23 protein-coding genes are annotated in these 23,747 nt (G+C 68.6%); 7 read left to right on the forward strand and 16 right to left on the reverse strand.

From position 1 onward, the window contains the following. Positions 1-210: 210 nt before the first annotated feature. The 5 genes from FFS23_RS02980 to FFS23_RS03000 all read right to left on the reverse strand — a co-directional run bounded on the left by FFS23_RS02980 (position 211) and on the right by FFS23_RS03000 (position 5,151). The gene (locus FFS23_RS02980; protein WP_137897397.1) at positions 211-1,152 is read right to left on the reverse strand and encodes a Gfo/Idh/MocA family protein; all 942 of its coding nucleotides are present in this window, start codon (positions 1,150-1,152) and stop codon (positions 211-213) included. After that, positions 1,149-2,138 (reverse strand): AraD1 family protein, encoded by a 990-nt coding sequence (gene araD1 / locus FFS23_RS02985; protein WP_137897398.1) that lies wholly within the window; start codon positions 2,136-2,138, stop codon positions 1,149-1,151. Before araD1 ends, FFS23_RS02980 begins: the two co-directional genes overlap by 4 nt. Beyond that, positions 2,135-2,773 (reverse strand): 2-dehydro-3-deoxy-6-phosphogalactonate aldolase, encoded by a 639-nt coding sequence (locus FFS23_RS02990; RefSeq protein ID WP_137897399.1) that lies wholly within the window; start codon positions 2,771-2,773, stop codon positions 2,135-2,137. The genes araD1 and FFS23_RS02990 overlap by 4 nt, the downstream gene beginning before the upstream one ends. A 154-nt stretch (positions 2,774-2,927) precedes the next feature. Further along, on the reverse strand, positions 2,928-3,827 hold the full coding sequence (locus FFS23_RS02995) for a 2-dehydro-3-deoxygalactonokinase (RefSeq protein ID WP_137897400.1): 900 nt from the start codon (positions 3,825-3,827) through the stop codon (positions 2,928-2,930). Positions 3,828-3,840: 13 nt separating this feature from the next. Further along, entirely contained in the window at positions 3,841-5,151 is a 1,311-nt protein-coding gene (locus FFS23_RS03000) for a sugar MFS transporter (RefSeq protein WP_038661556.1), read from the reverse strand. 158 nt (positions 5,152-5,309) lie between these two features. Here FFS23_RS03000 and FFS23_RS03005 point away from each other — a divergent pair, with 158 nt between their 5' ends. Both FFS23_RS03005 and FFS23_RS03010 read left to right on the forward strand, forming a co-directional pair. Then, positions 5,310-6,401 carry an aldose epimerase family protein gene (locus FFS23_RS03005; RefSeq protein ID WP_249340505.1) on the forward strand — a complete coding sequence of 364 codons (1,092 nt, stop codon included), beginning with the start codon at positions 5,310-5,312 and terminating at the stop codon, positions 6,399-6,401. Between the two features lies 1 nt (position 6,402). After that, complete coding sequence (locus FFS23_RS03010) at positions 6,403-8,184, forward strand: IlvD/Edd family dehydratase (protein ID WP_137897401.1); 1,782 nt, start codon at positions 6,403-6,405, stop codon at positions 8,182-8,184. A 527-nt stretch (positions 8,185-8,711) separates the two neighbouring features. On the opposite strand, the gene FFS23_RS03015 is transcribed toward FFS23_RS03010, so the two are convergent. Next, entirely contained in the window at positions 8,712-9,419 is a 708-nt protein-coding gene (locus tag FFS23_RS03015; protein ID WP_038661547.1) for a FadR/GntR family transcriptional regulator, read from the reverse strand. Between the two features lie 92 nt (positions 9,420-9,511). Between FFS23_RS03015 and pncB the strand changes: the two genes are divergently transcribed. The 4 genes from pncB to FFS23_RS03035 all read left to right on the forward strand — a co-directional run bounded on the left by pncB (position 9,512) and on the right by FFS23_RS03035 (position 13,744). Next, positions 9,512-10,816, forward strand: a complete 1,305-nt coding sequence (gene pncB, locus FFS23_RS03020) for a nicotinate phosphoribosyltransferase (protein WP_137897402.1) — start codon at positions 9,512-9,514, stop codon at positions 10,814-10,816. 177 nt (positions 10,817-10,993) lie between these two features. Continuing rightward, positions 10,994-11,890, forward strand: a complete 897-nt coding sequence (locus FFS23_RS03025) for a 2-hydroxyacid dehydrogenase (RefSeq protein WP_137897403.1) — start codon at positions 10,994-10,996, stop codon at positions 11,888-11,890. 37 nt (positions 11,891-11,927) lie between these two features. After that, positions 11,928-12,638 carry a phosphocholine cytidylyltransferase family protein gene (locus FFS23_RS03030; protein WP_137897404.1) on the forward strand — a complete coding sequence of 237 codons (711 nt, stop codon included), beginning with the start codon at positions 11,928-11,930 and terminating at the stop codon, positions 12,636-12,638. After that, entirely contained in the window at positions 12,635-13,744 is a 1,110-nt protein-coding gene (locus tag FFS23_RS03035) for a CDP-glycerol glycerophosphotransferase family protein (protein WP_137897405.1), read from the forward strand. The genes FFS23_RS03030 and FFS23_RS03035 overlap by 4 nt, the downstream gene beginning before the upstream one ends. A 115-nt stretch (positions 13,745-13,859) precedes the next feature. Here FFS23_RS03035 and FFS23_RS03040 read toward each other — a convergent pair whose 3' ends face one another. Beyond that, positions 13,860-14,075: a cold-shock protein gene (locus FFS23_RS03040; protein WP_037534615.1), complete on the reverse strand. Its 216-nt coding sequence runs from the start codon at positions 14,073-14,075 to the stop codon at positions 13,860-13,862. A 297-nt stretch (positions 14,076-14,372) separates the two neighbouring features. On the opposite strand from FFS23_RS03040, the gene FFS23_RS03045 reads away from it, so the two are divergent. Further along, a complete protein-coding gene (locus tag FFS23_RS03045; protein WP_038661534.1) occupies positions 14,373-14,591 on the forward strand; it encodes a hypothetical protein in 219 nt (72 codons plus the stop codon). A gap of 260 nt (positions 14,592-14,851) precedes the next feature. Here the strand turns inward: FFS23_RS03045 and FFS23_RS03050 are convergent, their stop codons facing one another. The 9 genes from FFS23_RS03050 to miaB form a co-directional block, all read right to left on the reverse strand. Beyond that, positions 14,852-16,180, reverse strand: a complete 1,329-nt coding sequence (locus tag FFS23_RS03050; RefSeq protein WP_137897406.1) for a PQQ-dependent sugar dehydrogenase — start codon at positions 16,178-16,180, stop codon at positions 14,852-14,854. Between the two features lie 183 nt (positions 16,181-16,363). Then, on the reverse strand, positions 16,364-18,583 hold the full coding sequence (gene katG, locus FFS23_RS03055; RefSeq protein WP_137897407.1) for a catalase/peroxidase HPI: 2,220 nt from the start codon (positions 18,581-18,583) through the stop codon (positions 16,364-16,366). Between the two features lie 91 nt (positions 18,584-18,674). Beyond that, positions 18,675-19,106: a hypothetical protein gene (locus FFS23_RS03060; RefSeq protein ID WP_137897408.1), complete on the reverse strand. Its 432-nt coding sequence runs from the start codon at positions 19,104-19,106 to the stop codon at positions 18,675-18,677. 63 nt (positions 19,107-19,169) lie between these two features. After that, complete coding sequence (locus tag FFS23_RS03065; RefSeq protein WP_038661524.1) at positions 19,170-20,078, reverse strand: hemolysin family protein; 909 nt, start codon at positions 20,076-20,078, stop codon at positions 19,170-19,172. Positions 20,079-20,088: 10 nt separating this feature from the next. Then, the gene (gene ybeY / locus FFS23_RS03070) at positions 20,089-20,601 is read right to left on the reverse strand and encodes an rRNA maturation RNase YbeY (protein ID WP_137897409.1); all 513 of its coding nucleotides are present in this window, start codon (positions 20,599-20,601) and stop codon (positions 20,089-20,091) included. Further along, positions 20,598-20,831 (reverse strand): type II toxin-antitoxin system VapC family toxin, encoded by a 234-nt coding sequence (locus FFS23_RS03075; protein WP_349303945.1) that lies wholly within the window; start codon positions 20,829-20,831, stop codon positions 20,598-20,600. Before FFS23_RS03075 ends, ybeY begins: the two co-directional genes overlap by 4 nt. Beyond that, positions 20,827-21,081, reverse strand: a complete 255-nt coding sequence (locus tag FFS23_RS03080; protein WP_137897410.1) for a transcription factor — start codon at positions 21,079-21,081, stop codon at positions 20,827-20,829. The genes FFS23_RS03075 and FFS23_RS03080 overlap by 5 nt, the downstream gene beginning before the upstream one ends. A gap of 46 nt (positions 21,082-21,127) precedes the next feature. Further along, positions 21,128-22,126, reverse strand: a complete 999-nt coding sequence (locus FFS23_RS03085) for a PhoH family protein (protein WP_038661516.1) — start codon at positions 22,124-22,126, stop codon at positions 21,128-21,130. 244 nt (positions 22,127-22,370) lie between these two features. Beyond that, the gene (miaB, locus tag FFS23_RS03090) at positions 22,371-23,711 is read right to left on the reverse strand and encodes a tRNA (N6-isopentenyl adenosine(37)-C2)-methylthiotransferase MiaB (protein ID WP_137897411.1); all 1,341 of its coding nucleotides are present in this window, start codon (positions 23,709-23,711) and stop codon (positions 22,371-22,373) included. Between the last annotated feature and the right edge of the window lie 36 nt (positions 23,712-23,747).

The following is a 23,747-nucleotide window of genomic DNA, read 5'->3' on the forward strand; positions in this document are numbered from 1 at the left end:
CGGCGAACCCGGGGGCGACTTTTTTCACGCGAAGACGCGAAGGCGCGAGGAGAAGGAAGAAGGGTTGTTCGCGCAGAGGCGCGGAGGCGCGGAGGTGTTACTCCCGGCGCTGATCGCCCTCTGCGCCAATGATGGAGGGGAGAAGAGGCCGCTGACGCGGCCCGGTCTTTCTTCTCTGCGTCTCTGCGCGAACAACCCTTCTTCGCGGGCCTATTCCACGAAGGCGTCGACGGTGAGCCGGCGGCCGCGGAGGAAGGCGTCGGCGACGTGGCGGAGGGGGGCGATGTCGACGTCGCTCTGCCCGGCGCGCACGATCTCGGCGAAGCGTTCGTAGAGGCCGGCATATTCGCCGTGCAGCGCCGCCTTGTGCTCGGCCTCGCTGCCGTCGGGCAGGATGAGGCGGGCGCCGCCGTCGTGCAGCGTCAGTGTGCCGCGGTCGGTCTCGACCGCGATGTCCCAGCTCTGCGGGCCTTCCTGGCGGAAGTCGAAATCGGCGTCGATCGGCAGGCCGGCGTCGTCCGAGAAGCGGATGCGCGCGGCGATCGGCGCGTCGCAATTCGCCGGGAAGTCGAGCTCGGCCTCCTCGATGAAGAACGGCCGCGGCAGGATGCGGGTGACGATCGACAGTGCGTTGATGCCGGGATCGAACACGCCGAAACCGCCCGCTTCGAGAATCCACGCCTGCCCCGGATGCCAGACGCGGATGTCCTCGCGCCACGTCACCGTCACCTTGGTGATCGTGGCATCGGCGAGGAAGGCGCGCGCCGGTTCGACGCCGGGAGCGTAGCGCGAATGCCAGCTCGCGAAGAGGCTGATCCCCGCCGCATCGGCGGCGGCGCGGAGCTGCGCGACCTCGGCGAGCGTGGCGCCGGGCGGCTTTTCGAGGAAGACGTGCCAGCCCTGCGCGATCGCCCGCGCGGCGATGGCGCGGCGGACCTGCGGCGGGGTGCACAGCGCCACCGCGTCGATCGCGAGGCCGCTGGCGATCAGTTCGTCGATGTCCTTGAAATGCGGCACGTCGGCGATGCCTTCGCCGTGGCGGCTGACGGTGGCGGCGAGGGTGATGTCGGCATTACCGGCGATCGCCGGGACGTGCTGATCGTGGGCGATCTTGCCCATGCCGACGAGCGCGAGACGGATCTTCTGGCTCACAGCGCGGTCACCTGAACGGGCGCCGCCTCGGCGAGCGCGAGGGGGTTGCGGAGCGGCAGCGTGAACGGCGCCGCCTGGATCGAGAAGACGTCGCCGGCCTGCGTCTGCACGCCGTCGGCGCACGACAGCGTCGCGGTGCCGAAGAAATGGACGTGGATGTCGCCGGGGCGGCGGAACGAGGCATATTTGAAGTGATGGTGTTCGAGATTGGCGAGCGTGTGCGACATGTTCGCCTCGCCGGTGAGGAACGGCTTTTCCCACAAGGTCGCGCCGTCGCGCTCGATGCGGCTGGTGCCCTGGATGTCGGCGGGCGGTTCGCCGAGCAGCAGCTCGGCGCCGAGCGATGCCTGCCGCAGCTTGGAATGCGCCAGCCACAGGTAATTGTGGCGCTCGGTGACGTGGTCGCTGAACTCGTTGGCGAGCGCGATGCCGAGGCGAAACGGCGTGCCGTCGTCGCCGATCAGATAGATGCCGGCGAGTTCGGGTTCCTCGCCGCCGTCCTGCGCGAACGACGGGGATACGAGCGGCGCGCCGGGGGCGACGAGCGACTGGCCGTCGCCCTTGTAGAACCATTCGGGCTGCGCGCCGATTTGGCCGGGGGTGGGGCGGCCGCCCTCCATGCCTTCGAGGAACAAGCGCATCGAATCGGTCTGCGTGCCGGCGGCGGCGGCCTTGTGCATCGCGTCGCGACCCGCGGCCGAGCCGAGATGGGTGAGGCCGGTGCCGGCGAGCATCAGCCGCGCCGTATCGGGATGGTCGATCGCCGGCAGCAGCGTGCCGGCGGCGAGCGCCTCGGCGAGGTCGACCGTCTCGTCGGTGCGGCGGGCGCGGGCGGCGTCGAGCAGCGACACGCGCTCGGCGATCGCCTGCGTCGCGAGCTCGCGCGTGGTGGTGACGCCGGCGAGGACGGTGGCGGTATCCTCGGCGAGCAGGACGCGGCGCGTGCCGTCGTGCAGGCGTTGCTGGAGAAGGCGGGAGGCGGTCATGCGAGATCCTTGGCGGCGGTGACGAACGCCGCGGCATCGCGCGCGACGTCGGCGACGGACTTACCGGCGCGATAGAGGTTGGAGCCGAGGCCGAAACCGTCGGCGCCGGCGGCGCGCCATTGCGCCATATTGTCGGGCGAGATGCCGCCGACGGCCAGCACCTTGAGGTCCTTGGGCAGCACGGCGCGCTGCGCCTTGAGGAAGGCGGGGCTGGCGCCGTCGGCGGGGAAGAGTTTGAGCGCGTGGGCGCCGGCGGCGAGCGCGGCGAAGCCCTCGCTCGGGCTGTAATAGCCGGGCAGCGAGACGAGGCTGCGCGCGACCGAGGCGCGGATGACGTCGGTGTTGGTATTGGGCGAGATGATGAGTTCGCCACCCGCGTCGGCAACCTGCGCCACCGCTTCGGGGGTGAGGACGGTGCCGGCGCCGACCATCGCGCGGCCGGCATAGCGCTTGGCCATGGCGGCGATGCTGGTCAGCGGATCGGGCGAGTTGAGCGGCACTTCGAGCAGGGTGAAGCCGGCGTCGACCAAGGCGTCGCCGACCCCCTCGGCCTCGGCGGGAGTGAGGCCGCGCAGGATCGCGACGAGCGGGCAGGCGGCGAAGGCCTCGGCGAACCGGGTGGCGGGATCGGTCATCTGGGTTGCTCCGGAAGAGGGCGGGGGAGAGGCGGACGACGTTCGCCATGATTCGTCACCCCGGCCTCGAGCCGGGGTGCCGCCACGGCGCCACGGTGGAAGAAGCGGGACCCCGGCTCGAGGCCGGGGTGACGGGGATGTTGCGACGGCGCGGTCACAGTCCGAGATACCCGCGCAGGTGGTGGACGCCGCCGAGGAAGGCGGCGGTGGCGTCGACCGCGACGGTGACGCCGCCGCGCGCCTCGATCGCGACCTTGTAGAGGTCGGCGAGGGCGCCCTCGGCGAGCAGATGCACGGTGCGGCCGTCGATCGCGCGCGCGCCGACGTCCGACCCGATCAGCACGCCGCTGGCATAGGCCGCGGCCTCGTCGGCGGCGCGGCGGCCGAGCAGGACGCTGGCGCGCACCTCGAACAAGGCGGTGCCGAGGTCGCACGCGCCGGCGCCGCGCGCGACGCCGTCGCGGAAGGCGGGGCCGTCGGCGACGACGCCGTCGAGCATGCCGGCGAGAATGCCATGGCCCTTGAGCAGCGCGAACAGCTCACCGGTCATCACCGTTGCGACGTCGACGATCCGCGCGGCTTCGGTGACGATCCATTTGTTGTGCGTGCCGGGCTGGCAGAACACGGCATCGGCGGGGGCGAGGCCGGCGGCGATCGCACCGAGCACCTGCAATTCCTCGCCGCGCATCACGTCGGCGCGGGTGTCGGTGAGCAAAGAGACGCCGGGGACGATCGTCAACCCGGCCGCCTCGATGCGCAGCGCCGCGGCGGCGAGCGCAGGGAGATCGGCCGGGGCGGGGACGTAGGGCGCCTCGTGCCAGCCGCGGGTCGAGCCGATCATCCCCGCGGCGATCACCGGCAGGTCGCCGAGCCGCTCGCGCAGCGCGGCGAGCGCGGGCGGATAATCCGCCGCCGCCATCGCCAGCACGCCGCGATCATCGCGCAGATGATCGCCGATGCTGCCGTCCGCCGCGATCCGATAGGCGCGGCGGTTGGTCGTCCCCCAGTCGACGGCGATGATCGCGCCGTCGCGGGGCGGTGTTCCGCTGGTCACGGGTGGGACGTCCTCAGGCTACGGTCTGGTCGCCGAGGTCGGCCGTCGGCTTCGATCCCCACAAGGCGTAGGCGAGCACGATGATCTCGCACGCCATGGTCAGGAAGAACGAATTCTGCAGACCGTAGCGATCGGCGAGCCAGCCCTGCACGACGACGAGCGCGCCGCCGGCGATCGCCATGATCATCAGCCCCGAGCCTTCCTCGGTGAGCGGGCCGAGGCCGCGGATCGCCAGCGTGAAGATCGTCGGGAACATGATCGAATGGAACAGCCCGACCGCGATCAGCGACCACATCGCCACCGGCCCGGTGGTGAAGGTCGCGATGGCGACGACGATCAGCGCGCCGAAGGCGAAGACGCTGAGCACGCGTTCCGGCGCGATCTTCTGCATGATGAAGCTGCCGGCGAAGCGGCCGACCATCATCCCGCCCCACAGCAGCGACAGATAGCGCGACGCCTGTTCGTGCGTCGTCGCGGCGATCTGCGGCTGCGAGACGAAATTGACGAACAGGTTGGCGACGCCGATCTCGGCGAGGAGATAGGCGATCATCGTCGGGATGCCGAGCACCAGGTTGCGATGCTTCCACAGCGAATGCTGGTGGCGGTCGGCCTTGGCGGCGCGCTGCGTCGCGCCGCCCAGTGCGGGCAGCGGGAAGCGGGCGATGACCACCGCGAGCACGACCAGCACGATCGCGACGAGGACGTAGGGCAGGATGACCGACTGGGCGTCGGCATAACGCTGCGCCTGGCTGATCGTCGCGCCGGCCTCGGCGGTGCCGCTGCGGCTGCGGCCGAGGATCAGATAGCCGGCGAACAGCGGCGCGAGCGTCGTGCCGAGCGAATTGAACGCCTGTACCAGATTGAGACGCGACGAGCCCGTCTCGGGCGGCCCGATGACGGTGACGTACGGATTCGCCGCGACCTGCAGCAGCGTGATGCCGCTGGCGATGACGAACAGCATGACCAGCGTCACGCCATAAGAGGGCAGGCTGGCGGCGAGCGTCATGCCGAGCGCGCCGGCGGCCATGATCAGCAGGCCGATGACGATCGCGCGCTGATAGCCGACCCGTTCGATCAGCTTGGCCGACGGAATCGAGGCGAAGAAGTATGCGATGAACCAGACCGATTCGATCAGCGTCGTCTGCGTGTAATCCAGCTCGAACACCGAGCGCAGATGCGGCAGCAGCACGCCGTTGATGACGGTGATGAAGCCCCACATGAAGAAGAGGCTCGCCAACAGGCTCAACGCCTTACGGTATGATCCGCCCCCGCCTGAAGCGGCGGGTGCCGCGCCGTTCGTCGTTACCCCAATCGGTCCTGCCATAATCTCGTCCTCTCCGCCTGTCGCGCTGCTCGGCTGCCTTGCGCGCCGGGTATTTGTCAGACTATATAGCCCCGACACGCCGGGTCAATGCCGGGGATGCATCCAAGGAGGGGGCAATGAAGCTTCGAAAGGCACTCATCATCGCAGGCGTCGGGTTCATGGCGATGATCGCCGCGCAGGCGGACGCTGCGACCGCGCGACGCGACTCGGCCGGCACGCTCGCCGACGGCACCGCGGTGGAGGCGGTGACGCTGTCGGCGGCGAACGGCGTCTCGGCGCGGGTGCTGACCTATGGCGCGACGTTGCAGGCCTTCTCCGGCCCGGACCGCAACGGCAAGGTCGCCGACGTACTGCTCGGCTATGATGACGCCAAGGATTATGCCGAACATCCCAATTATTTCGGCGTGACGGTCGGCCGCTTCGCCAATCGCATCGGCGGCGGCAAGTTCACGCTGGACGGCAAGAGCTACCAGCTGCCGCTCAACGACAAGGTCAATTCGCTGCACGGCGGCAAGGTCGGCTTCGACAAGCAGCCGTGGCGCATCGTCGCGGTCAAGGACGGCTCGGTGACGATGGCGCTGACCAGCCCCGACGGCGACCAGGGCTATCCCGGCAAGCTCGACGTGACGATCACCTACACGCTGAGCGACGACGGCGCGCTGACGATCGCCTTCGGCGCGAAAACCGACAAGCCGACGGTGGTCAACATGACCAACCACGCGATCTTCAACCTCGCCGGCGAGGGATCGCCGATGGGCGCGCTCGGCCACAAGCTGACGATCCCGGCGAAGGCGATCACCCCCGTCGACGCCAATCTGGTACCGACCGGCGAGCTGCGCCCGGTCGCGGGCACGGTGTTCGACTTCCGCAACGGCCGCATCCTCGCCGACGGCGTACGCGACGGCCGCGATCCGCAGATCGTCATGGGCCACGGCTACGACCACAATTTCGCGCTCGACAAGGGCGTGACGGCGACGCCGGGCCTTGCCGCGCGGCTGGAAGACCCCGCCTCGGGGCGCGTGCTCGAAGTGTCGAGCACCGAACCGGGGGTGCAGATGTATACCGGCAATTTCCTCGACGGCAGCTATATCGGCAAGAGCCGCCACGTCTATCGCATGGGCGACGGCGTCGCGCTGGAGCCGCAGAAGTTTCCCGATGCGCCCAACAAACCTAATTTCGCCTCGGCCCGGGTCGATCCCGGCAAGCCGTATCGTCACGTCATGATCTACAAACTCTCGGTGGCCAAATAAGATGACGCAATTGCGCAGCCGCGCCTGGTTCAACAATCCGGCGAATATCGACATGACCGCGCTCTATCTGGAGCGCTATCTCAACTTCGGCCTAAGCCTCGAGGAACTGCAATCGGGCAAGCCGATCATCGGCATCGCGCAGACCGGCAGCGACCTGTCGCCCTGCAACCGCCACCATCTGGTGCTCGCCGAGCGGGTGCGCGAGGGCGTGCGCGAGATGGGCGGCATCGTCCTCGAATTCCCCGTCCATCCGATCCAGGAAACGGGCAAGCGGCCGACCGCGGGGCTCGACCGCAACCTCGCCTATCTCGGCCTCGTCGAGACCTTGTACGGCTATCCGCTCGACGGCGTCGTGCTGACGATCGGCTGCGACAAGACGACGCCGGCCTGCCTGATGGCGGCGGCGACGGTCAACATCCCGGCGATCGCGCTGTCGGTCGGGCCGATGCTCAACGGCTGGCACAAGGGCGAGCGCACCGGATCGGGCACGATCGTGTGGAAGGCGCGCCAGTTGCTCGCCGCGGGCGAGATCGACGATGCCGAATTCATCCGCCTCGTCGCCTCGTCGGCGCCGTCGACCGGCTATTGCAACACGATGGGCACCGCGACGACGATGAACAGCCTCGCCGAGGCGCTCGGCATGTCGCTGCCCGGTTCGGCGGCGATCCCCGCGCCGTATCGCGACCGGCAGGAGGTGTCGTACCTCACCGGCAAGCGCATCGTCGAGATGGTGCATGAGGATCTCAAGCCCTCCGACGTGCTGACCAAGGACGCGTTCCACAATGCGATCCGCGTCAATTCGGCGATCGGCGGCTCGACCAACGCGCCTATCCATCTCGCCGCGATCGCGCGCCATATCGGCGTCGACCTGCCGATCAAGGATTGGGAGACCGAGGGGCACAAGGTGCCGCTGCTGGTCAATCTGCAGCCGGCGGGTGAATATCTCGGCGAGGATTATTATCGCGCCGGCGGCGTCCCCGCGGTGGTCAACCAGCTCATCGAACAGGGGCTGATCCACGAGGGTGCGCTGACCGTCAACGGCAAGACGATGGGCGAGAATTGCCGCGGCGTCGAAATCGAGGACGAGAAGGTGATCCGGCCGTTCGACCAGCCGTTGGTCGAGGATGCGGGCTTCATCGTGCTGTCGGGCAATCTGTTCGACGCGGCGGTGATGAAGACCAGCGTGATCTCGCCCGAGTTCCGCGACCGCTATCTGTCCAACCCCGGCGATCTCAACGCGTTCGAGGGGCCGGCGGTCGTGTTCGACGGGCCGGAGGATTATCATCACCGGATCGACGATCCGGCGACCGGGATCACGCCCGAGACGTTGCTGTTCATGCGCGGCGCGGGGCCGATCGGCTATCCGGGCGCGGCGGAGGTCGTCAACATGCGGCCGCCGGCGTATCTCATCACCGAGGGCGTGCATGCGCTGCCGTGCATCGGCGACGGCCGCCAGTCGGGGACGAGCGGTTCGCCGTCGATCCTCAACGCCTCGCCCGAGGCGGCGGCGATGGGTGGCCTCGCGCTGCTCAAGACTGGCGACCGGGTGCGCGTCGACCTCAACACCGGGACGGCGAACGTGCTGATCTCCGACGCCGAGCTGATGGAGCGCCGTGCCGCGCTCGAGGCGGCGGGCGGCTATGCCTATCCGGCGTCGCAGACGCCGTGGCAGGAGATCCAGCGCGCGGTCGTCGGCCAGATGAACACCGGTGCGATCCTGGAGGGCGCCGAAAAGTACCAGCGGATCGCGCAGACGATGGGACTGCCGCGCGACAACCATTGATGCGGGTGGGGGCGGGTGGTCGATGCCGCGCCGCCGCCCCCCCTCGTCATCCCGGCTTGCGCGGGATGACGGGGTTTATCAGTCGGCTCGCTACCCCCTCGTCATCCCGGCGGAAGCCGGGACCTATGGACGGGGCTTGGTTGATGGTGGTGGGCTGCCGCTCGTTCATCGTGTCCATGGGTCCCGGCGTTCGCCGGGATGACGAATTCGGGGTGGTTTTCGCCAATGCCTTTCTACGCCATTCCCAAAGCCTCATTCGTCATCCCCGCGGAGGCGGGGATCCATAGACGCTGACGTGGCGGTTCTCGTCACCGGGGTCCGCGCGTCTGGATCCCCGCCTGCGCGGGGATGACGGGGTTTGTAAGTCGTCCCGCTACCCCCCTCGTCATCCCGGCGGACGCCGGGACCCATGGGTGCGGCTTGGTTGGTGGCGGCGCGCTGCCGCTGGTTCATCGTGTCCAGGGGTCCCGGCCTGCGCCTAGATGACGAAAAGGGTTGGGCGTGGCTTTTGTGGCGCCCTCACGCCCTCACGCCCGCAGCAGCCGTTCCGTGTCCTCATGCGCTTGTTGCAGCAGGACGATCGTCGCGTCGCGCGCCGCGGCGGGGTCGCGGGCGGCGATCGCGTCGAACAGGCGGCGGTGTTGCGGCATCGAATCGCGCGGGCGGCGGCGGTCGCGGAACTTGAAGATCGTCGTCCAGCGCACCGCCGAGCCGATGCTGCCCGACAGGCTGACGAGCAATTCGTTCTCGGTCGCCTCAAGGATCGCATTGTGGAAGGTCTGGTCGGCGGCCTGACCCTCGGGCGTGTCGAGGCCGTGCGTCGCCATCCGGGTCAGCGCCGCGTCCATGCGGGCGAGCTGGTCGGCGGTGCGGAAGGTCGCCGCCATCTCGGCGGCGGCGGGCTCGACGATCATGCGCAGCTGGAACAGGCTGCGCACGAAGGTGGCGGGCGGCTCGCCCTCGAACATCCAGGCGAGCACGTCGGGGTCGAGCAGGTTCCACAAGGCGCGCTCGCGCACCCGCGTGCCCGATTTCGGCCGGCTCTCGACCAGCCCCTTGGCCGAGAGCATGCGCAGCGATTCGCGCACGACGCTGCGCGAGACGCCGCGCTGGCCGGCGATGTCGATCTCGCCGGGGATGACGCTGCCGGGCGGGTGCTGGCCGGTGACGATGGCGATGCCGAGATCGCGCGCGATCACCGTATGCGCGGGCTCGCGCCGTTCACCCTTGGCCATCCACTCTCCCCTTGTTGTCAGACAAACCTAGGCGGGGTGCCTGCCGTTGGGAAGCCTTGGCGCGTCGCGGCATCCGGGCTAGCGGGGCGGCCATGGCCGTTACCGACATCGCGACGCGCACCTGGGATCACAATTGGCGGCTCGACCCGATCGTCCGCAGCCTGCTCGATACCGATTTCTACAAATTGCTGATGCTGCAGATGATCCGTCACCTGCACGGCGACGTCGACGCCACCTTCCGGCTGATCAACCGCACCACGACGGTGCGACTCGCCGACGTGATCGACGAGGGCGAATTGCGCGCGCAGCTCGATCATGCGCGCAGCGTGCGCTTCGCCAAGAAGGAGCTGATCTGGCTGGCGGGCAACAGCTTCTACGGCAAGCAGCGGATGTTCGCGCCGGACTTCATCCAGTGGCTGAGCGAATTCCAGCTGCCGCCCTACGAGCTGCACCGTGTCGACGGGCAGTTCGAGCTGACCTTCGACGGGCCGTGGACGCATACGACGATGTGGGAGATTCCGGCGCTCGCGATCGTCAACGAGCTGCGCGCGCGGGCGGCGCTGCGCGACAAGGGGCGGTTCGCGCTCGACGTGCTCTATGCGCGCGCCAAGGCGAAATTGTGGGACAAGGTGGAGCGGCTGCGCGCGCTGCCCGATCTGGTGATCTCCGATTTCGGGACGCGGCGGCGGCACGGCTTCCTGTGGCAGCGCTGGTGCGTCGAGGCGCTCAAGGAGGGGCTGGGCAGCCGCTTCATCGGTTCGTCCAACGTGCTGCTGGCGATGGACAACGATCTGGAGGCGATCGGCACCAATGCGCACGAGCTGCCGATGGTGCTCGCCGCGCTCGCCAGAGACGATGCCGGGGTGGCGCGCGCGCCCTATCGCGTGCTGGAGGAATGGCAGGCGCATTACGACGGCAACCTGCGCGTCGTGCTGCCCGATGCGTTCGGGACGGCGGCGTTCCTGCGCGACGCGCCCGACTGGGTGGCGGGCTGGACCGGCTTCCGTCCGGACAGCGCGCCGCCGGTCGAGGCGGGCGAGCAGATCATCGCCTGGTGGCAGGCGCATGGCCAGAACCCGCGCGAGAAATTGCTGATCTTCTCCGACGGGATGGACGTCGATTCGATCGAGCGCGTCTACCGGCATTTCCATGGCCGGGTGCGGATGAGCTTCGGCTGGGGGACGAACCTGACCAACGATTTCCGCGGCTGCGACCCCGATGGCGCGGCGGGGCTGGAGCCGATCTCGCTGGTCGCCAAGGTGACGCGGGCGAACGGCCGGCCGGCGGTGAAGCTGTCGGACAATCCCGCCAAGGCGACCGGCGAGCCCGCGGAGATCGCGCGCTATCTGCGGATCTTCGGGACGGACGGGCGGCAGGAGAGCGTGGTCAGCGTGTGAGGGGGGCTGGCTCTTCTGCTTTCGACGTCATCCCCGCGCAGGCGGGGATCCATACCCGCGGACCTCAGCGATGGAAGCGCAACACCTGCGCGTATGGATCCCCGCCTGCGCGGGGATAACAATGATTGTAGGGATGGCCGCGTGCGTCACTTGCCGGGCTTGATCGTTGAGCCTTTCATGATCGACATCCTCGCGCTTTCGCCGCTGCCCGACACACTGACCCCCTCGCTGGCGGAGCATTACACCGTCCATGTCGGGCTCGACGCGGCGCCGCTCGATCGTATCCGCGGATTGGTCGGGGGTGGGGCGATGCGGCTCGACGCGGGCGTGCTGGCGCAGCTCCCCAAGCTCGAGTTCGTCGCGGTGCATGGCGTCGGGCATGACGGGATCGACAAGGCGGCGCTCGCGGCGCGCGGTATCACGCTCGCGATCACCGCCGGCACGCTGACCGAAGACGTCGCCGATCTCGCGATCGGGCTGTGGCTCGCGGTCGAGCGGCGGATCGCGGTCAAAGATCGCGCGATGCGGGGCGGCGGCTGGGACGTGCCGCTGGCACGGCGCGCGTCGGGGCGGCGGATCGGCGTGTTCGGGCTCGGCGCGATCGGGCGGGCGATCGCGACGCGGGCAGCGCCGTTCGCAGCCGAGCTGCTCTATTCCGCGCGCAGCGACAAGGACGTGCCGTGGCGGTTCGTACCCGATCTGCGCGCGCTGGCGGCGGAGAGCGACGTGCTGTTCCTCGCCGCCGCGGCGGGGGCGGAGACCGATGGCGCGGTCGATGCGGGCGTGCTGGCGGCGCTCGGGCCGCAGGGCGTATTGGTGAATGTCGCGCGGGGCTCGCTGGTCGATCAGGCGGCGTTGATCGCGGCGCTCGACGCGGGCGGGATCGCCGGCGCGGGGCTCGACGTGTTCGCCGACGAACCCGCGGTGCCGGCGGCGCTGCACCGCGATACCGTCGTGCTGTCGCCGCATCAGGGATCGGCGACGCACGAGGCGCGCGCGGCGATGGCGGCGATGGTCGTCGCCAATCTCGACGCGCATTTCGCCGGTCGGGAGCCGCCCGGGCTGGTGCGCTGATTTGGCGTGGCTTGCCGGTCGCGCTACAGGCTCGCCGATGCAAGCTGTGATCCTCAGCGCGGGCATCGGCTCGCGGTTGCTGCCGCTGACGCGCGAAATCCCCAAATGCCTCGTCGAGGTCGGCGGGCGCAGCATCCTCGACCATCAATTGGAGGCGCTGCACGCGGCGGGCGTCGCGCGGGCGGTGATCGTCGGTGGCTATCGCTATCGCCAGATCGGCGCGCATCTGAGCCGCGCGGCGCCGCCGCTGCCGGTGCGGCTGCTGTTCAATCCCTTCTGGTCGGTGGCGAGCAGCATCGGCAGCGTCTGGATGGCGCGCGACCTGCTCGGCGATCCATTCGTGCTGATGAACGGCGACACGGTGTTCGCGGCCGACCTGATCGCCGCCGCGGTCGAGGCGCCGGGCGACGGCGTCGGCCTGCTGGTCGAGCCGCTGCGCGCGGCGGTGACCGACGACATGCTCGTCACCGTCGCCAACCGGCAGGTCTGCGCGGTCGCCAAGGATCTGCCGCTCGACGTCGCGACGCATCGCTCGCTCGGCGTGATCGTGTCGCAGGGCGGCGACGCCTATGCGCAGGCGCTGGAGCGGGTGATCGCGCGGCCTGAAGGGCTCCACGCCTTCCATCATGCGGTGATCGCCGAGCTGGCGACCTATGCGCCGGTGCGCGCGATCGTCGCGGGCGAGGGCGCGTGGCAGGAGATCGACCAGCCCGAAGATATCGCCGCCTGGACCGGCCAGCAAAGGTGAGGACCGACGTCGCCTTCCTGTTCCTCGGCGAGACGTTGCTGATCCCGCATCTCTATCCGGTGCTGGAGGCGCTCGTCGAGCGCGCGCCCGACCTGCGCGTCGACGTGTGGGTGGCGACGTCGATGCACGAGGCATTGGTCGCCGGCTGGCTGGGGGCGCGGCCGGGGGTGCGCATCCGCCGCGCGCCGGGCTGGCGCGATCTCGGCGTCTGGGAGGCGGGGCGCAATCCGCCGCTGCCCGCCAAGCTGCCGCTGCTCGCGCGGCTCGCACCGTTGCTGTGGCGGACCCGCGTGGTGGTGTCGGCGGAACAGACCAGCCTGTGGATTCCGGCGCTGCTGCCGACGCGCAGCCGGTACGTGAACATCCTCCACGGCGCGGGATCGATGATGAACCGCGACGACCGGCGCCGGAAGGCGGCGTCGCTGACCATCGTCGCCGCGGACCGCGAACGAGCGGCGCTGGCGGCGCACGGGGTCGATCCCGCTGCGGTCGCGGTGACGGGCTATATCAAGGCGGGGTTCCGGCAGCGCAGCCGCGCCGATCTGCGTTTCGCGGAGGCGCGGCCGGTGCTGATGTACGCGCCGCACTGGCAGCGACATCGCTCGTCGTGGTGGGACTGGGGCGCGGCGGCGGTGGCGCGGATCGTGGCGTCGGGGCGCTACAATCTGATCTTCGCGCCGCACCAGCGGCTGGTCGAGAAGGCACCGGAGGTGCGCGCCTTCGCCGGATCGCTGGCGGGGCGGGGGGACGTGCATGTCGATCTCGACAGCTTCGCGATGGTCGACGGCAGCTATACCGCGGCGGCGGACCTGTATCTGGGCGACACCTCGAGCCAGGTGGTCGAATTCCTGATGCGGCCGCGGCCGTGCGTGTTCCTCGATCCGCGCCGCGTCGATTGGGCAGGCGATGCGAGCTACGACATGTGGCGAGCGGGGGAGGTGGTGACCGACCCCGACGCGCTGATGCCGGCGCTGGACCGGGCGGTGGCGGAGCATCCGCGGTACGTCGAGGCGCAGCGCCGGTTCGCGGCGGAGTCGCTGGGGGATGTGACTGGGGTTGCGCCTGCGCGGGCGGCGGAGGCGGTGCTGGCGGTGTTGCGGGGGTAATCGCGACGACACGAACGGCCGCCTTGCGGTGCGGACACAAAAAAGCCCGCGGTTTCCCGCGGGCTCTTGCGTTCAGGCCGGGCAGGGCGGTGTGACCCGCCCCGTCCGAAACCGATCAGTCGACCGGCTGAAGGTTGACGGCCGAGGTCTTGCCCCGACGGTCCTGCTCCAGGTCGTAGCTGATGCGCTGGTTCTGGTTCAGCGTCGCCATGCCGGCGCGCTCCACCGCCGTAATGTGGACGAACGCATCCGCGCCGCCCGTATCGGGTGCGACGAAGCCATAGCCCTTGTCGGCGTTGAAGAACTTTACGGTGCCGGTGATGCTGCTCATGGCAGATCCTTTCTTCTTGCGGCACGACGGTACGATTACCGACGCGCCAAATCGCGTACGAAGCAGGGAAGGAAGGAAGAGGGAGCCGCAAAGCACGCCGTAGACCGTCGATGTGCGACTCTAGCATCGGCTATATGGGGCATCCGACGTCATTCGGCAAGGGGCGGCGCGCGGGTGACGTACGAAGGCTTGCGCCGCAGCGCAGCAAGGTCCATTTAGAGACCATCGGGTTGCCCCACCCTGCGCATGGCCCGACTGAGAGATGATATGCGCTCCCGCTGCCTATGGGAGATCCGCATGTCGCGTGCCATCAACGTCAACGCCGCCAAGCCCGATGTCGAGGCCCTGTGCCGCAAGCACAAGGTAACGATCAGCGCGATCGAGACGCTCGCCTCGGGCGGGACGCGCGTCGTGCTGACCAACGCCGATGGCGCCGCGACGATGAACCGCGTGTTCGGGCGCAAGGTGCTGTCCGGCACGGTGGAGCGCACGCCGCTGCGCCTGCGCACGGCATAGGATCGCGAGGGGCGGCATCGGCCGCCCCGATCAGCGAGCGCTCGGCGAAGGTCCGCGACCCGGTCCGTCAGCGCAGTGCTCCTGCGGAAGCAGGAGCCCAGAGCCAAGCAAGACGACGTCTTATGGCGTTCGGGACTCCTGGGCTCCTGCTTTCGCAGGAGCACTGGGTGGCTGTCGCAGAGGTCTCGTCATCCGGTGGCGAGGTCTCCCAGTCGCCGTCCCTTGCCGACGACGCCGCGATGACGACCCGCGCGTGCCGCTTACTTTCCCCCGGCCACCCGCCAGATCGTATTGCCGACGTCGTCCGCGACCAGCAGCGCGCCGGTGCGGTCGCCGATCACGCCGACGGGGCGGCCGCGGGCCTTGCCGTCGGCATTGAGGAAGCCGCTCAGCACGTCGATCGGTTTGGCCCCGTCCGCGGGGAAGCCGCGTGTCGCGAACGGCACGAACACGACCTTGTAGCCCGATACCGGCTTGCGGTTCCACGAGCCATGTTCGCCGATGAACGCGCCCTGCGCGAAGCGGTCGCCGAGCTTGACGTCGCCGGCGAAGGTCAGGCCCAGCGCGGCGACGTGCGGCCCGAGCGCATAATCGGGACGCTTGGAATATTGCTGCAGATCGGGGCGCGCCGGCTCGACGCGCGTATCGGGATAGCCGCCCCAATAGAACCACGGCCAGCCGAACTGGTCGCCGAGCTCGACCTGCGTCAGATAATCGGGCGCGAGATCGGAGCCGAGCATGTCGCGCTCGTTGACCACCGTCCAGAGCTGCTTGTTGAACGGGCTGATCGCCATGCCCTGCGGATTGCGCAGGCCCGAGGCATAGACGCGGAAGGTCTTCTGCTCGGGATAGACTTCGAGGATGTTGGCGCGATATTTCTCCGCGTCGAGCCCGTTCTCGGCGATGTTCGACGACGAACCGACGCCGACGAACAACGTGCGGCCGTCGGGCGCGGCGACCAGCGTGCGCGCCCAATGGTTGCCGCCGCCGTTGAGCTTGACCACTAGTTCCGGTTTGGCGGCGATCTGCGTCGCGCCTTCGGTATAGGGGACGCGCACCACCGAATCGGTGTTGGCGACGTAGAGCTGGCCGCCAAGCAGCGCCATGCCGGTCGGCGAATTGAGCCCGGTCATGAAGACGTGGCGCTGTTCGGCGACGCCATCGCCGTCCGCGTCGCGCAACAGGGTGATGCGGTTGGCCGAGGGGACGCCGGCGCCCGCCTTGCCGAGCAGCAGGCCCATGACCCAGCCCTGAATGCCCCCGCCCTTGCGCGGCGGACTGTTCGTCTCGGCGACGAGGACGTCACCGTTGGGCAGGCGATACAGCCAGCGCGGATGATCGAGGTTCTTCGCGAACGCCTTGACGGTCAGACCGGCGGCGGGGGTGGGGGTCTCGCTGCCCTGCCAGCCGACGACATCGGCGACCTTGACGGTGGGCAGCGTCTGTTCGCGCGGCGCGACGATCTGCGGCCGTTTGCCGGTAACGCGGTCGAACGGCACCTGCGCGGTATCGGGCCAGGCAAGATAGACGACCACCGCGATGGCGATCACGACAAGGAGCGCGGCGACGCGCAGGACGTGCTTCAGCATGACGCCACGATAGGGGGGCAGCCGCGCGCGCGGAAGGGGAAAGGTGCGGGGTTCCGAAACGCGCACTGTCCCGACATATCTCGTCACCCCGGAACCAGTCCGGGGTGACGGGTAACTTGGGAGCGGTTCAGAACCTCATGAGAATGCCCGACGTGCTCCCGCTTGCGCGGGAGCACGTCCGGATCAGCCCGGCAGCAGGTCGTAGCGGTCGGCGTTCATCACCTTGGTCCAGGCCTGGACGAAGTGCTTGACGAACATCGCCTGCGCATCCGACGCGGCATAGACTTCGGCGAGCGCGCGCAGCTGCGAGTTGGAGCCGAACACCAGATCGGTGCGCGACGCGGTCCACTTCTGCTCGTGCGTCGCCCGGTCGGTGCCGAGGAATTCCTCGTCGCTTTCGTCGCTGATCTGCTTCCACGCCGTGCCCATGTCGAGCAGATTGACGAAGAAGTCGTTGGTCAGCTGCCCCGGCCGGTCGGTGAACACGCCATGCTGCTTCGCCTTGGCGTGGTTGGCGCCCAGCACGCGCAGGCCGCCGACCAGCACCGTCATCTCCGGCGCCGACAGACCGAGCAACTGCGCCCGGTCTACCATCAGCTCCTCGGTCGGAACGTTGAACTTGACCTGCAGATAGTTGCGGAAGCCGTCGGCGCGCGGTTCGAGCACGTCGAAGCCCTCGGCATCGGTCCGCTCGGCGGACGCGTCGGTGCGACCGGGGGTGAAGGGCACCGCGATCGTATGGCCGGCCGCCTTGGCCGCCGTCTCGATCCCGACCGAGCCGCCGAGCACGATCAGGTCGGCAAGCGACACCTTCTTCGCGCCCTTGCCGTCGAAGTCCGCCTTGATCCCCTCATAGACCGACAGGACCCGGGCGAGCTGCTCGGGCTGGTTGACCTCCCAGTCCTTCTGCGGGGCAAGGCGGATGCGCGCACCGTTGGCACCGCCGCGATGATCCGAGCCGCGCCACGTCGAGGCCGAGGCCCAGGCGGTGGTGACCAGTTCCTCGATCGACAGGCCGGAGTCCGCAATCGCATTCTTCAGCGCGGCGACGTCACCGTCGTCGATCTGCGGATAGTCGGCGAGCGGGATCGGGTCCTGCCAGATCAGCTCTTCCTGCGGCACTTCCGGGCCGATCAGGCGGATCTTCGGCCCCATGTCGCGATGCGTCAGCTTGTACCACGCCCGCGCCCAGGCGTCGGCGAAATAGGCCGGGTCGGCGCGGAACTTCTGGCAGATCGCATTGTACGCCGGGTCGACCTTGAGCGCCATGTCGGCGGTGGTCATCATCGTCGGCACGCGCTTGCCAGCGGTATGCGCCGCCGGGGCGAGCGTCTCGTCGGGATTGCCGACCGGCTGCCACTGATGCGCGCCCGCCGGACTCTTCACCAGCTCATATTCGTGGTCGAAGAGCATATCGAAATAGCTCATGTCCCACGTCGTCGGCGTCGGCGTCCACGCACCCTCGATGCCCGAGGTGATGGTATGGTCGCCCATGCCGCTCTCGTGCGTCGAGGTCCAGCCGAGGCCCTGCGAGGCGATATCCGCGCCCTCGGGCTCGACACCGACCAGCTTGGCGTCGCCGGCGCCATGCGCCTTGCCGAAGGTATGGCCGCCGGCGGTCAGCGCGACGGTTTCCTCGTCGTTCATTCCCATGCGCGCGAAGGTCTCCTTCATGTCGCGCGCCGAACCCTGCGGATGCGGGCAGCCGCCCGGGCCTTCGGGGTTCACGTAGATGAGGCCGTGCTGGATCGCGGCGAGCGGGCTTTCGAGCGCGAGGCCGGCTTCCTCGTCGATGCGGGTCTGGCCGAGCCATTCCTCCTCGGTGCCCCAATAGACGTCCTTCTCGGGCTCGAACACGTCCTCGCGGCCGCCGGAAAAGCCGAAGGTCGGGCCACCCATCGATTCGATCGCGACGTTGCCCGCGAGGATGAACAGGTCCGCCCAGCTCAGCTGGCGGCCGTATTTCTGCTTGATCGGCCACAGCAGGCGACGCGCCTTGTCGAGATTGCCGTTGTCCGGCCACGAGTTGAGCGGCGCGAACCGCTGCTGCCCAGCGGACGAGCCGCCGCGGCCGTCGCCGGTGCGATAGGTGCCGGCGCTATGCCATGCCATGCGAATGAAGAACGGGCCGTAATGACCGTAATCGGCCGGCCACCACGGCTGGCTGTCGGTCATCAGCGCGGTCAGGTCGGCCTTGAGCTGGTCATAGTCGAGGCTGAGGAATTCCGACCGATAGTCGAAGTCGTCGCCCATCGGATTGCCGCTGACGCCCTTCTGGTGAAGGATGTCGATCGACAGCGACTCGGGCCACCAATCCTTGGCGGTGCGACCCAGCAGGCGGCGCTTGGCGGCGGCCTGTTTCCTGGGGTCGTTGATCGGGCTGCCTTCGGTGATGGCGTCCATGTTCGTCTCTCCTCGATCGGGCCTGTCTGGCGTGACGCGCACATTCCCGTGCCGCGCCGGTATGGTGCAAATGCTACCGGAGCGGGACAGATCAGGAAAACGCGAATTCGCGAAGGCGGTGATCGAAAGAGGCGATCAGTATCGGTCGCATCGCGGCGGAAAGTGTCGCCTCACTTCGCGCCTTGCGTGCGTTTCGCGACGATGCGGCTGTGGGTGGCTTCGGCGGCGGCCTGAACGAAGGCGGCTTCGGAGTCGGTCGTGCCGTTTCTGGCATAGGCGGCCGCGAGATCGCCACGCGGGCGTTTTCGCGGCGAAGGTCGCGGGCGTCGGCTCTGGAGAGCTGTCCGGACCTGCGCCCGGCGCGGATGTCGTCCTGGTTCTTGGCGACCTGATAGGCGGCCGGGGCGGGCGGGGTCGCGCGGATCGTCGTCCACGCCTGTGCCAGCGCCGGCGTGGGAAGGACCGCGGCGAGACACAGGAGGGCGGGGCGGATCGTCCGCGGGCCGTTCGACAAGGGCTGCATGCACACCTCCTATCCGTTCGCCTGCGATCATCGCCATCGCGGCTGAACGGAGGCTGAGTGCGCTCAGTCCTCCTCGATCTCGCGCGTCACCGGCGGGTGCAGCCGCAGGCGGTGAATGCGTCGCTCGTCCGAATCGAGCACCTCGAGCTTCCAGCCGCTGGGGTGATCGACGCATTCGCCGACGGTCGGCACATGCCCCGCCAGCACTGCGGCGAGCCCGCCCAAGGTGTCGACGTCGTGATCGGTCTCGCCCAGACGCGGGTCGATCAGCGTCGCGGCGTCTTCCAGCTCGGCGCGCGCATCGGCATCCCAGGCGCCGCCGTCGATCGGCACGAGCAGCGCCTCGGGCGCCTCGTCATGCTCGTCCTCGATCTCGCCGACGATCTCCTCGATCAGGTCCTCGATCGTGACCAGCCCCTCGGTCCCCGAATATTCGTCGAGCACCACCGCGAGATGGACGTGGCTCGCGCGCATGTCGGCGAGCAGGTCGAGCGCGCCGCGCGACATCGGCACGTAGAGCGGCTCGCGGATCAGGCCGGAGATGTCGGCGGGATGCTCGGCGCCGGTGGCGAGGATCGCGAACACGTCCTTGATATGGACCATGCCGATGATCGTATCGAGCTCGCCGCGATAGACGGGCAGGCGGCTGTGGCCCGCCTCGGCGAAGATCTGGACGAGATGCGCGAAGGTTGTGCCTTCCTCGACCGCGACGATATCGGCGCGCGGCACGCCGACGTCGCCGGCGTCGCGCTCGCCGAAGTGGAGCAGGTTGCGCACCATCTGCCGCTCGAGCGGGGTCAGGTCGCCCTTGGCGTCGGGCGCGGGATCGTCCTCGTGCCGGTCGATCGCCTCCTCGAGCTGTTCGCGGAGGGATTCTTCATGCGCCCCGCCGAAGATCAACGTCTTCAGCCCGCGCCAGATGTTCGATTCGCTGGGGTCGCCGTTGCCGGCGCTACTTCGGTCGTCTGCCATGGCGGCCGTATCAGTCCTCTCGCACTAGATAAGGGTCCGAAATGCCGAGCGTGGCGAGCGCCTGACGCTCGATATCCTCCATCGCTTCGGCTTCCTCGTCCCCCATATGGTCATAGCCTAGCAGATGCAGCGTGCCGTGCACCAGCAGGTGCGTGGCATGTTCGGCGACGCTGACGCCCTTCTCGTGCGCCTCCGCGGCGCAGACGCCATGCGCCATGACGATGTCGCCGAGCAGCAGCTCGCCGTCGTCGCTGTTCTGGCTGACCGTGTCGATCAGGTCGGGCTGGACCATCGGGAAAGAGAGGACGTTGGTCGGCCTGTCCTTCTGGCGATATTGCGCGTTGAGCGTGCGCACCTCCTCGTCGCCGGTGAGGCGGACGCTGATCTCGACCGTCGCGGCGGTCGTCAGCAATTCGCCATAAGGCGTGAGCCCGATCGCGGCACGGGTGGCGCGCGCGGCGAGCGCGTCCCAGTCGGTGTCGGCGGGCCAAGGCTCTTCGCGGGCGAGTTCGATCTGGATCATGCAAGGTCCGTCTTTGAGAAATCGTCGCCCTTGTAGAGCAGGCGGGCATCGTGCGTCTTGGCGCAGGCATAAGCGAAGCAATCGCCCATGTTGAGCCGGGCGGGGTGGCGGCCCTTGCCGTAGCGATCATAGGCTGCGGTCGCGATCATCGCCTCCGCGGCGCCGATCGATACGAGATGCATAGCGGCGCTCTGCCGAGCATCGCTGATGCACCGACGAAGATGGTCAATCGTCTTCCTCGTCGTTCAGCGAATCGTAGAACGCCTTGTCGGCGACCTGGCCGGTGGGCTCGCCCAAGGGGTGAGCCTGCCGCCACGCCTCCATACGCTCACGAAGGCTCACCACCTTGGTTCGCTCCAGTTCCTGCTCTGGGTGCAGCCGGGCATCGTCGATTGCCGCCGTCTCGCTAATGCCCAGCAAGGCACCGACTTCGCAAACCGGATCGGCCATATCGCTCTTCTCGGGATAGAGGGACGCCATAAGTGCTCCTGATATCCTCACAAAGCCACAGAGATATACATTCCGTTCAAGCGCCCGGCCCCTCATAGGCCTCGACGATCCGCCCCACGATCGGATGGCGGACGACGTCGGCGGCGGTGAAGCGGGTCATCGAAATGCCCTCGACGCCTTCGAGCCGCATCGTCGCATCCGCCAGCCCCGACGAACCGACGCCGCCGGGCAGATCGGTCTGGTTGGGGTCGCCGCAGATCACCATCCGGCTGTTCTGGCCGAAGCGGGTGAGGAACATCTTCATCTGCGCCGGCGTGGTGTTCTGCGCCTCGTCGAGGATGACGAAGGCGTCCGCCAGCGTGCGGCCGCGCATGAAGGCGATCGGGGCGATCTCGATCTCGCCGCTCGCGATGCGGCGCTCGACCTGCTCGGCGGGCAGGCAGTCGTGCAGCGCGTCGTAGAGCGGGCGCAGATAGGGATCGACCTTCTCCTTCATGTCGCCGGGGAGGAAGCCGAGCTTCTCGCCCGCCTCGACCGCGGGGCGCGACAGGATGAGGCGCTGGACGCTGCCGGTGATGAGTTGCGACACCGCCTGCGCGACCGCGATATAGGTCTTGCCGGTGCCTGCCGGCCCGAGCGCGAAGATCATGTCGTTGGTCGACAGTTCGCGCATGTAATGCGCCTGTGCCGGGGTGCGCGGCACGATCGTCTTCTTGCGGGTGCGGATCATCACCGAGGGGATGGCGCCGCGTTCGGTGCTGACGATGCCGTCGAGCGTGGGCTCCGACGCCATCGCGATCGAGGCGTCGACGAGGCCGGTGTCGATCTCCTCGCCGCGTTGCAGGCGGTGATACAGGTCCTGGAGCACGTCGCGGGCGAGCGCGACATGCTCGGCGCTGCCCTCCAGCCCGACGCGATTACCGCGGGCGGTGATATAGACGCCGAGCCGGTTTTCGAGCGCGACGAGATTCTGGTCATATTGCCCGAAGAGCGTGGCGAGCAATTGCGGCTTGTCGAACAACACCTCAGCCCGGCTGCGTTCACCGGAGCGGGCGGGGACGGGCTTGCGACTCATGCGGTCCTTTCATGCCGTGATGGCATGAAAGGAATGTGGGATGCGGGCGGGCGAAAGGGAAGCGGGAAAGGTCGATTTCACGCGAAGGCGCGAAGGCGCGAAGAAGGGTGGTTCGCGCGGAGAAGCGGAGACGCGGAGATGTCGCGCGAAGATGCCGCGTCAGCGGCTTGCATTCTAGCCATTGGGATCGAGATGCTTTGCGCCACGCGCAACACCTTCGTGTCTTTGCGCCTCTGCGCGCAAATCAGGCCGCTACGCGCACCCGTTCGGCACCCGCCAGCGATACCGGGCCGGCGGAGAGCAGGTCGACCGAGACCATGTCACCGATCGCCGCGTCGGTCATCAGATGGACCGATTGCAGCCATGGCGACTTGCCGAGCATCTGGCCGGGCAATTTGCCGCGGCGTTCGATCAGCACGTCGCAGCTGCGGCCGACGCTCGCCTGGTTGAACGCCTGCTGGTCGCGGCCGAGCGCCGCCTGCAATCGTTGCAGCCGCTCGTCCATCATCACCTCGGGGATCGCGCCGGCCATGTCGGCGGCGGGCGTGCCGGGCCGCGGGCTGTATTTGAAGGAATAGGCCTGCGCATAGCCGACCGCGTCGACCAGCCGCAGCGTCTCGGCGAACTCCGCTTCGGTTTCGCCGGGGAAGCCGACGATGAAATCGCCCGACAGCGCGATATCGGGCCGGACCACGCGCACCCGATCGAGCAGGCGCAGATAGGAAGCGGTGTCGTGGTTGCGGTTCATCGCCTTGAGCACGCGGTCGCTGCCCGCCTGCACCGGCAGATGGAGGAAGGGCATCAGGCTCTCGACGTCGCCGTGCGCGTCGATCAGCCCCTGCCGCATGTCGTTGGGGTGGCTGGTCGTATAGCGGATGCGGGCGAGGCCGGGGATACGATCGAGCACGCGGATAAGATCGTGCAGTCCGCGGCCGTCATCGTCCCAGGCGTTGACGTTCTGGCCGAGCAACGTGATCTCGCGTGCGCCGGCGTCGACCAGCGCCTTCGCCTCGTCGACGATCGCCGCGAACGGGCGGCTGACCTCGGCGCCGCGCGTATAGGGTACGACGCAATAGGTGCAGAATTTGTCGCATCCTTCCTGCACGGTGAGGAAGGCGGAGGGGCCGACGCGGCGGCGCGCAGGCAGCGCGCCGAACTTCGACAGCAGCGGCATGTCGGTGTCGAGGCTGGGCGTACCGGCGGCGGCGCTCGCCACCAGCGCGGGAAGATTGTGATAGGCCTGCGGGCCGACGACGACGTCGACCTTGGCGCGGCGGACGATCTCGTCGCCCTCGGCCTGCGCGACGCAGCCGGCGACCGCGATCATCGGGGCGGTGCGCTCGTTGAGCCGGGCGTTCTTGCGCAGCCGGCCGATGTCCGAATAGACCTTCTCGGTCGCGCGGTCGCGGATGTGGCAGGTGTTGAGCACGACGAGATCGGCACGATCGGGATCGTCGGTCGCGGTCATCCCGTCGGCCGCCATCAGTTCGGCCATGCGCTCGCCGTCGTAGACGTTCATCTGGCAGCCGAACGACTTGACGTGGAAGGTCTTGGGCGGGGTCTGGGGTTTGTCCGCGGGAGTCATGCCGGCGCGCATACAGGATGTGGGGGGTGGTCGCCA

This window comes from Sphingomonas sp. 2SG, assembly GCF_005503285.1.
Classification (GTDB): domain Bacteria; phylum Pseudomonadota; class Alphaproteobacteria; order Sphingomonadales; family Sphingomonadaceae; genus Sphingomonas; species Sphingomonas taxi.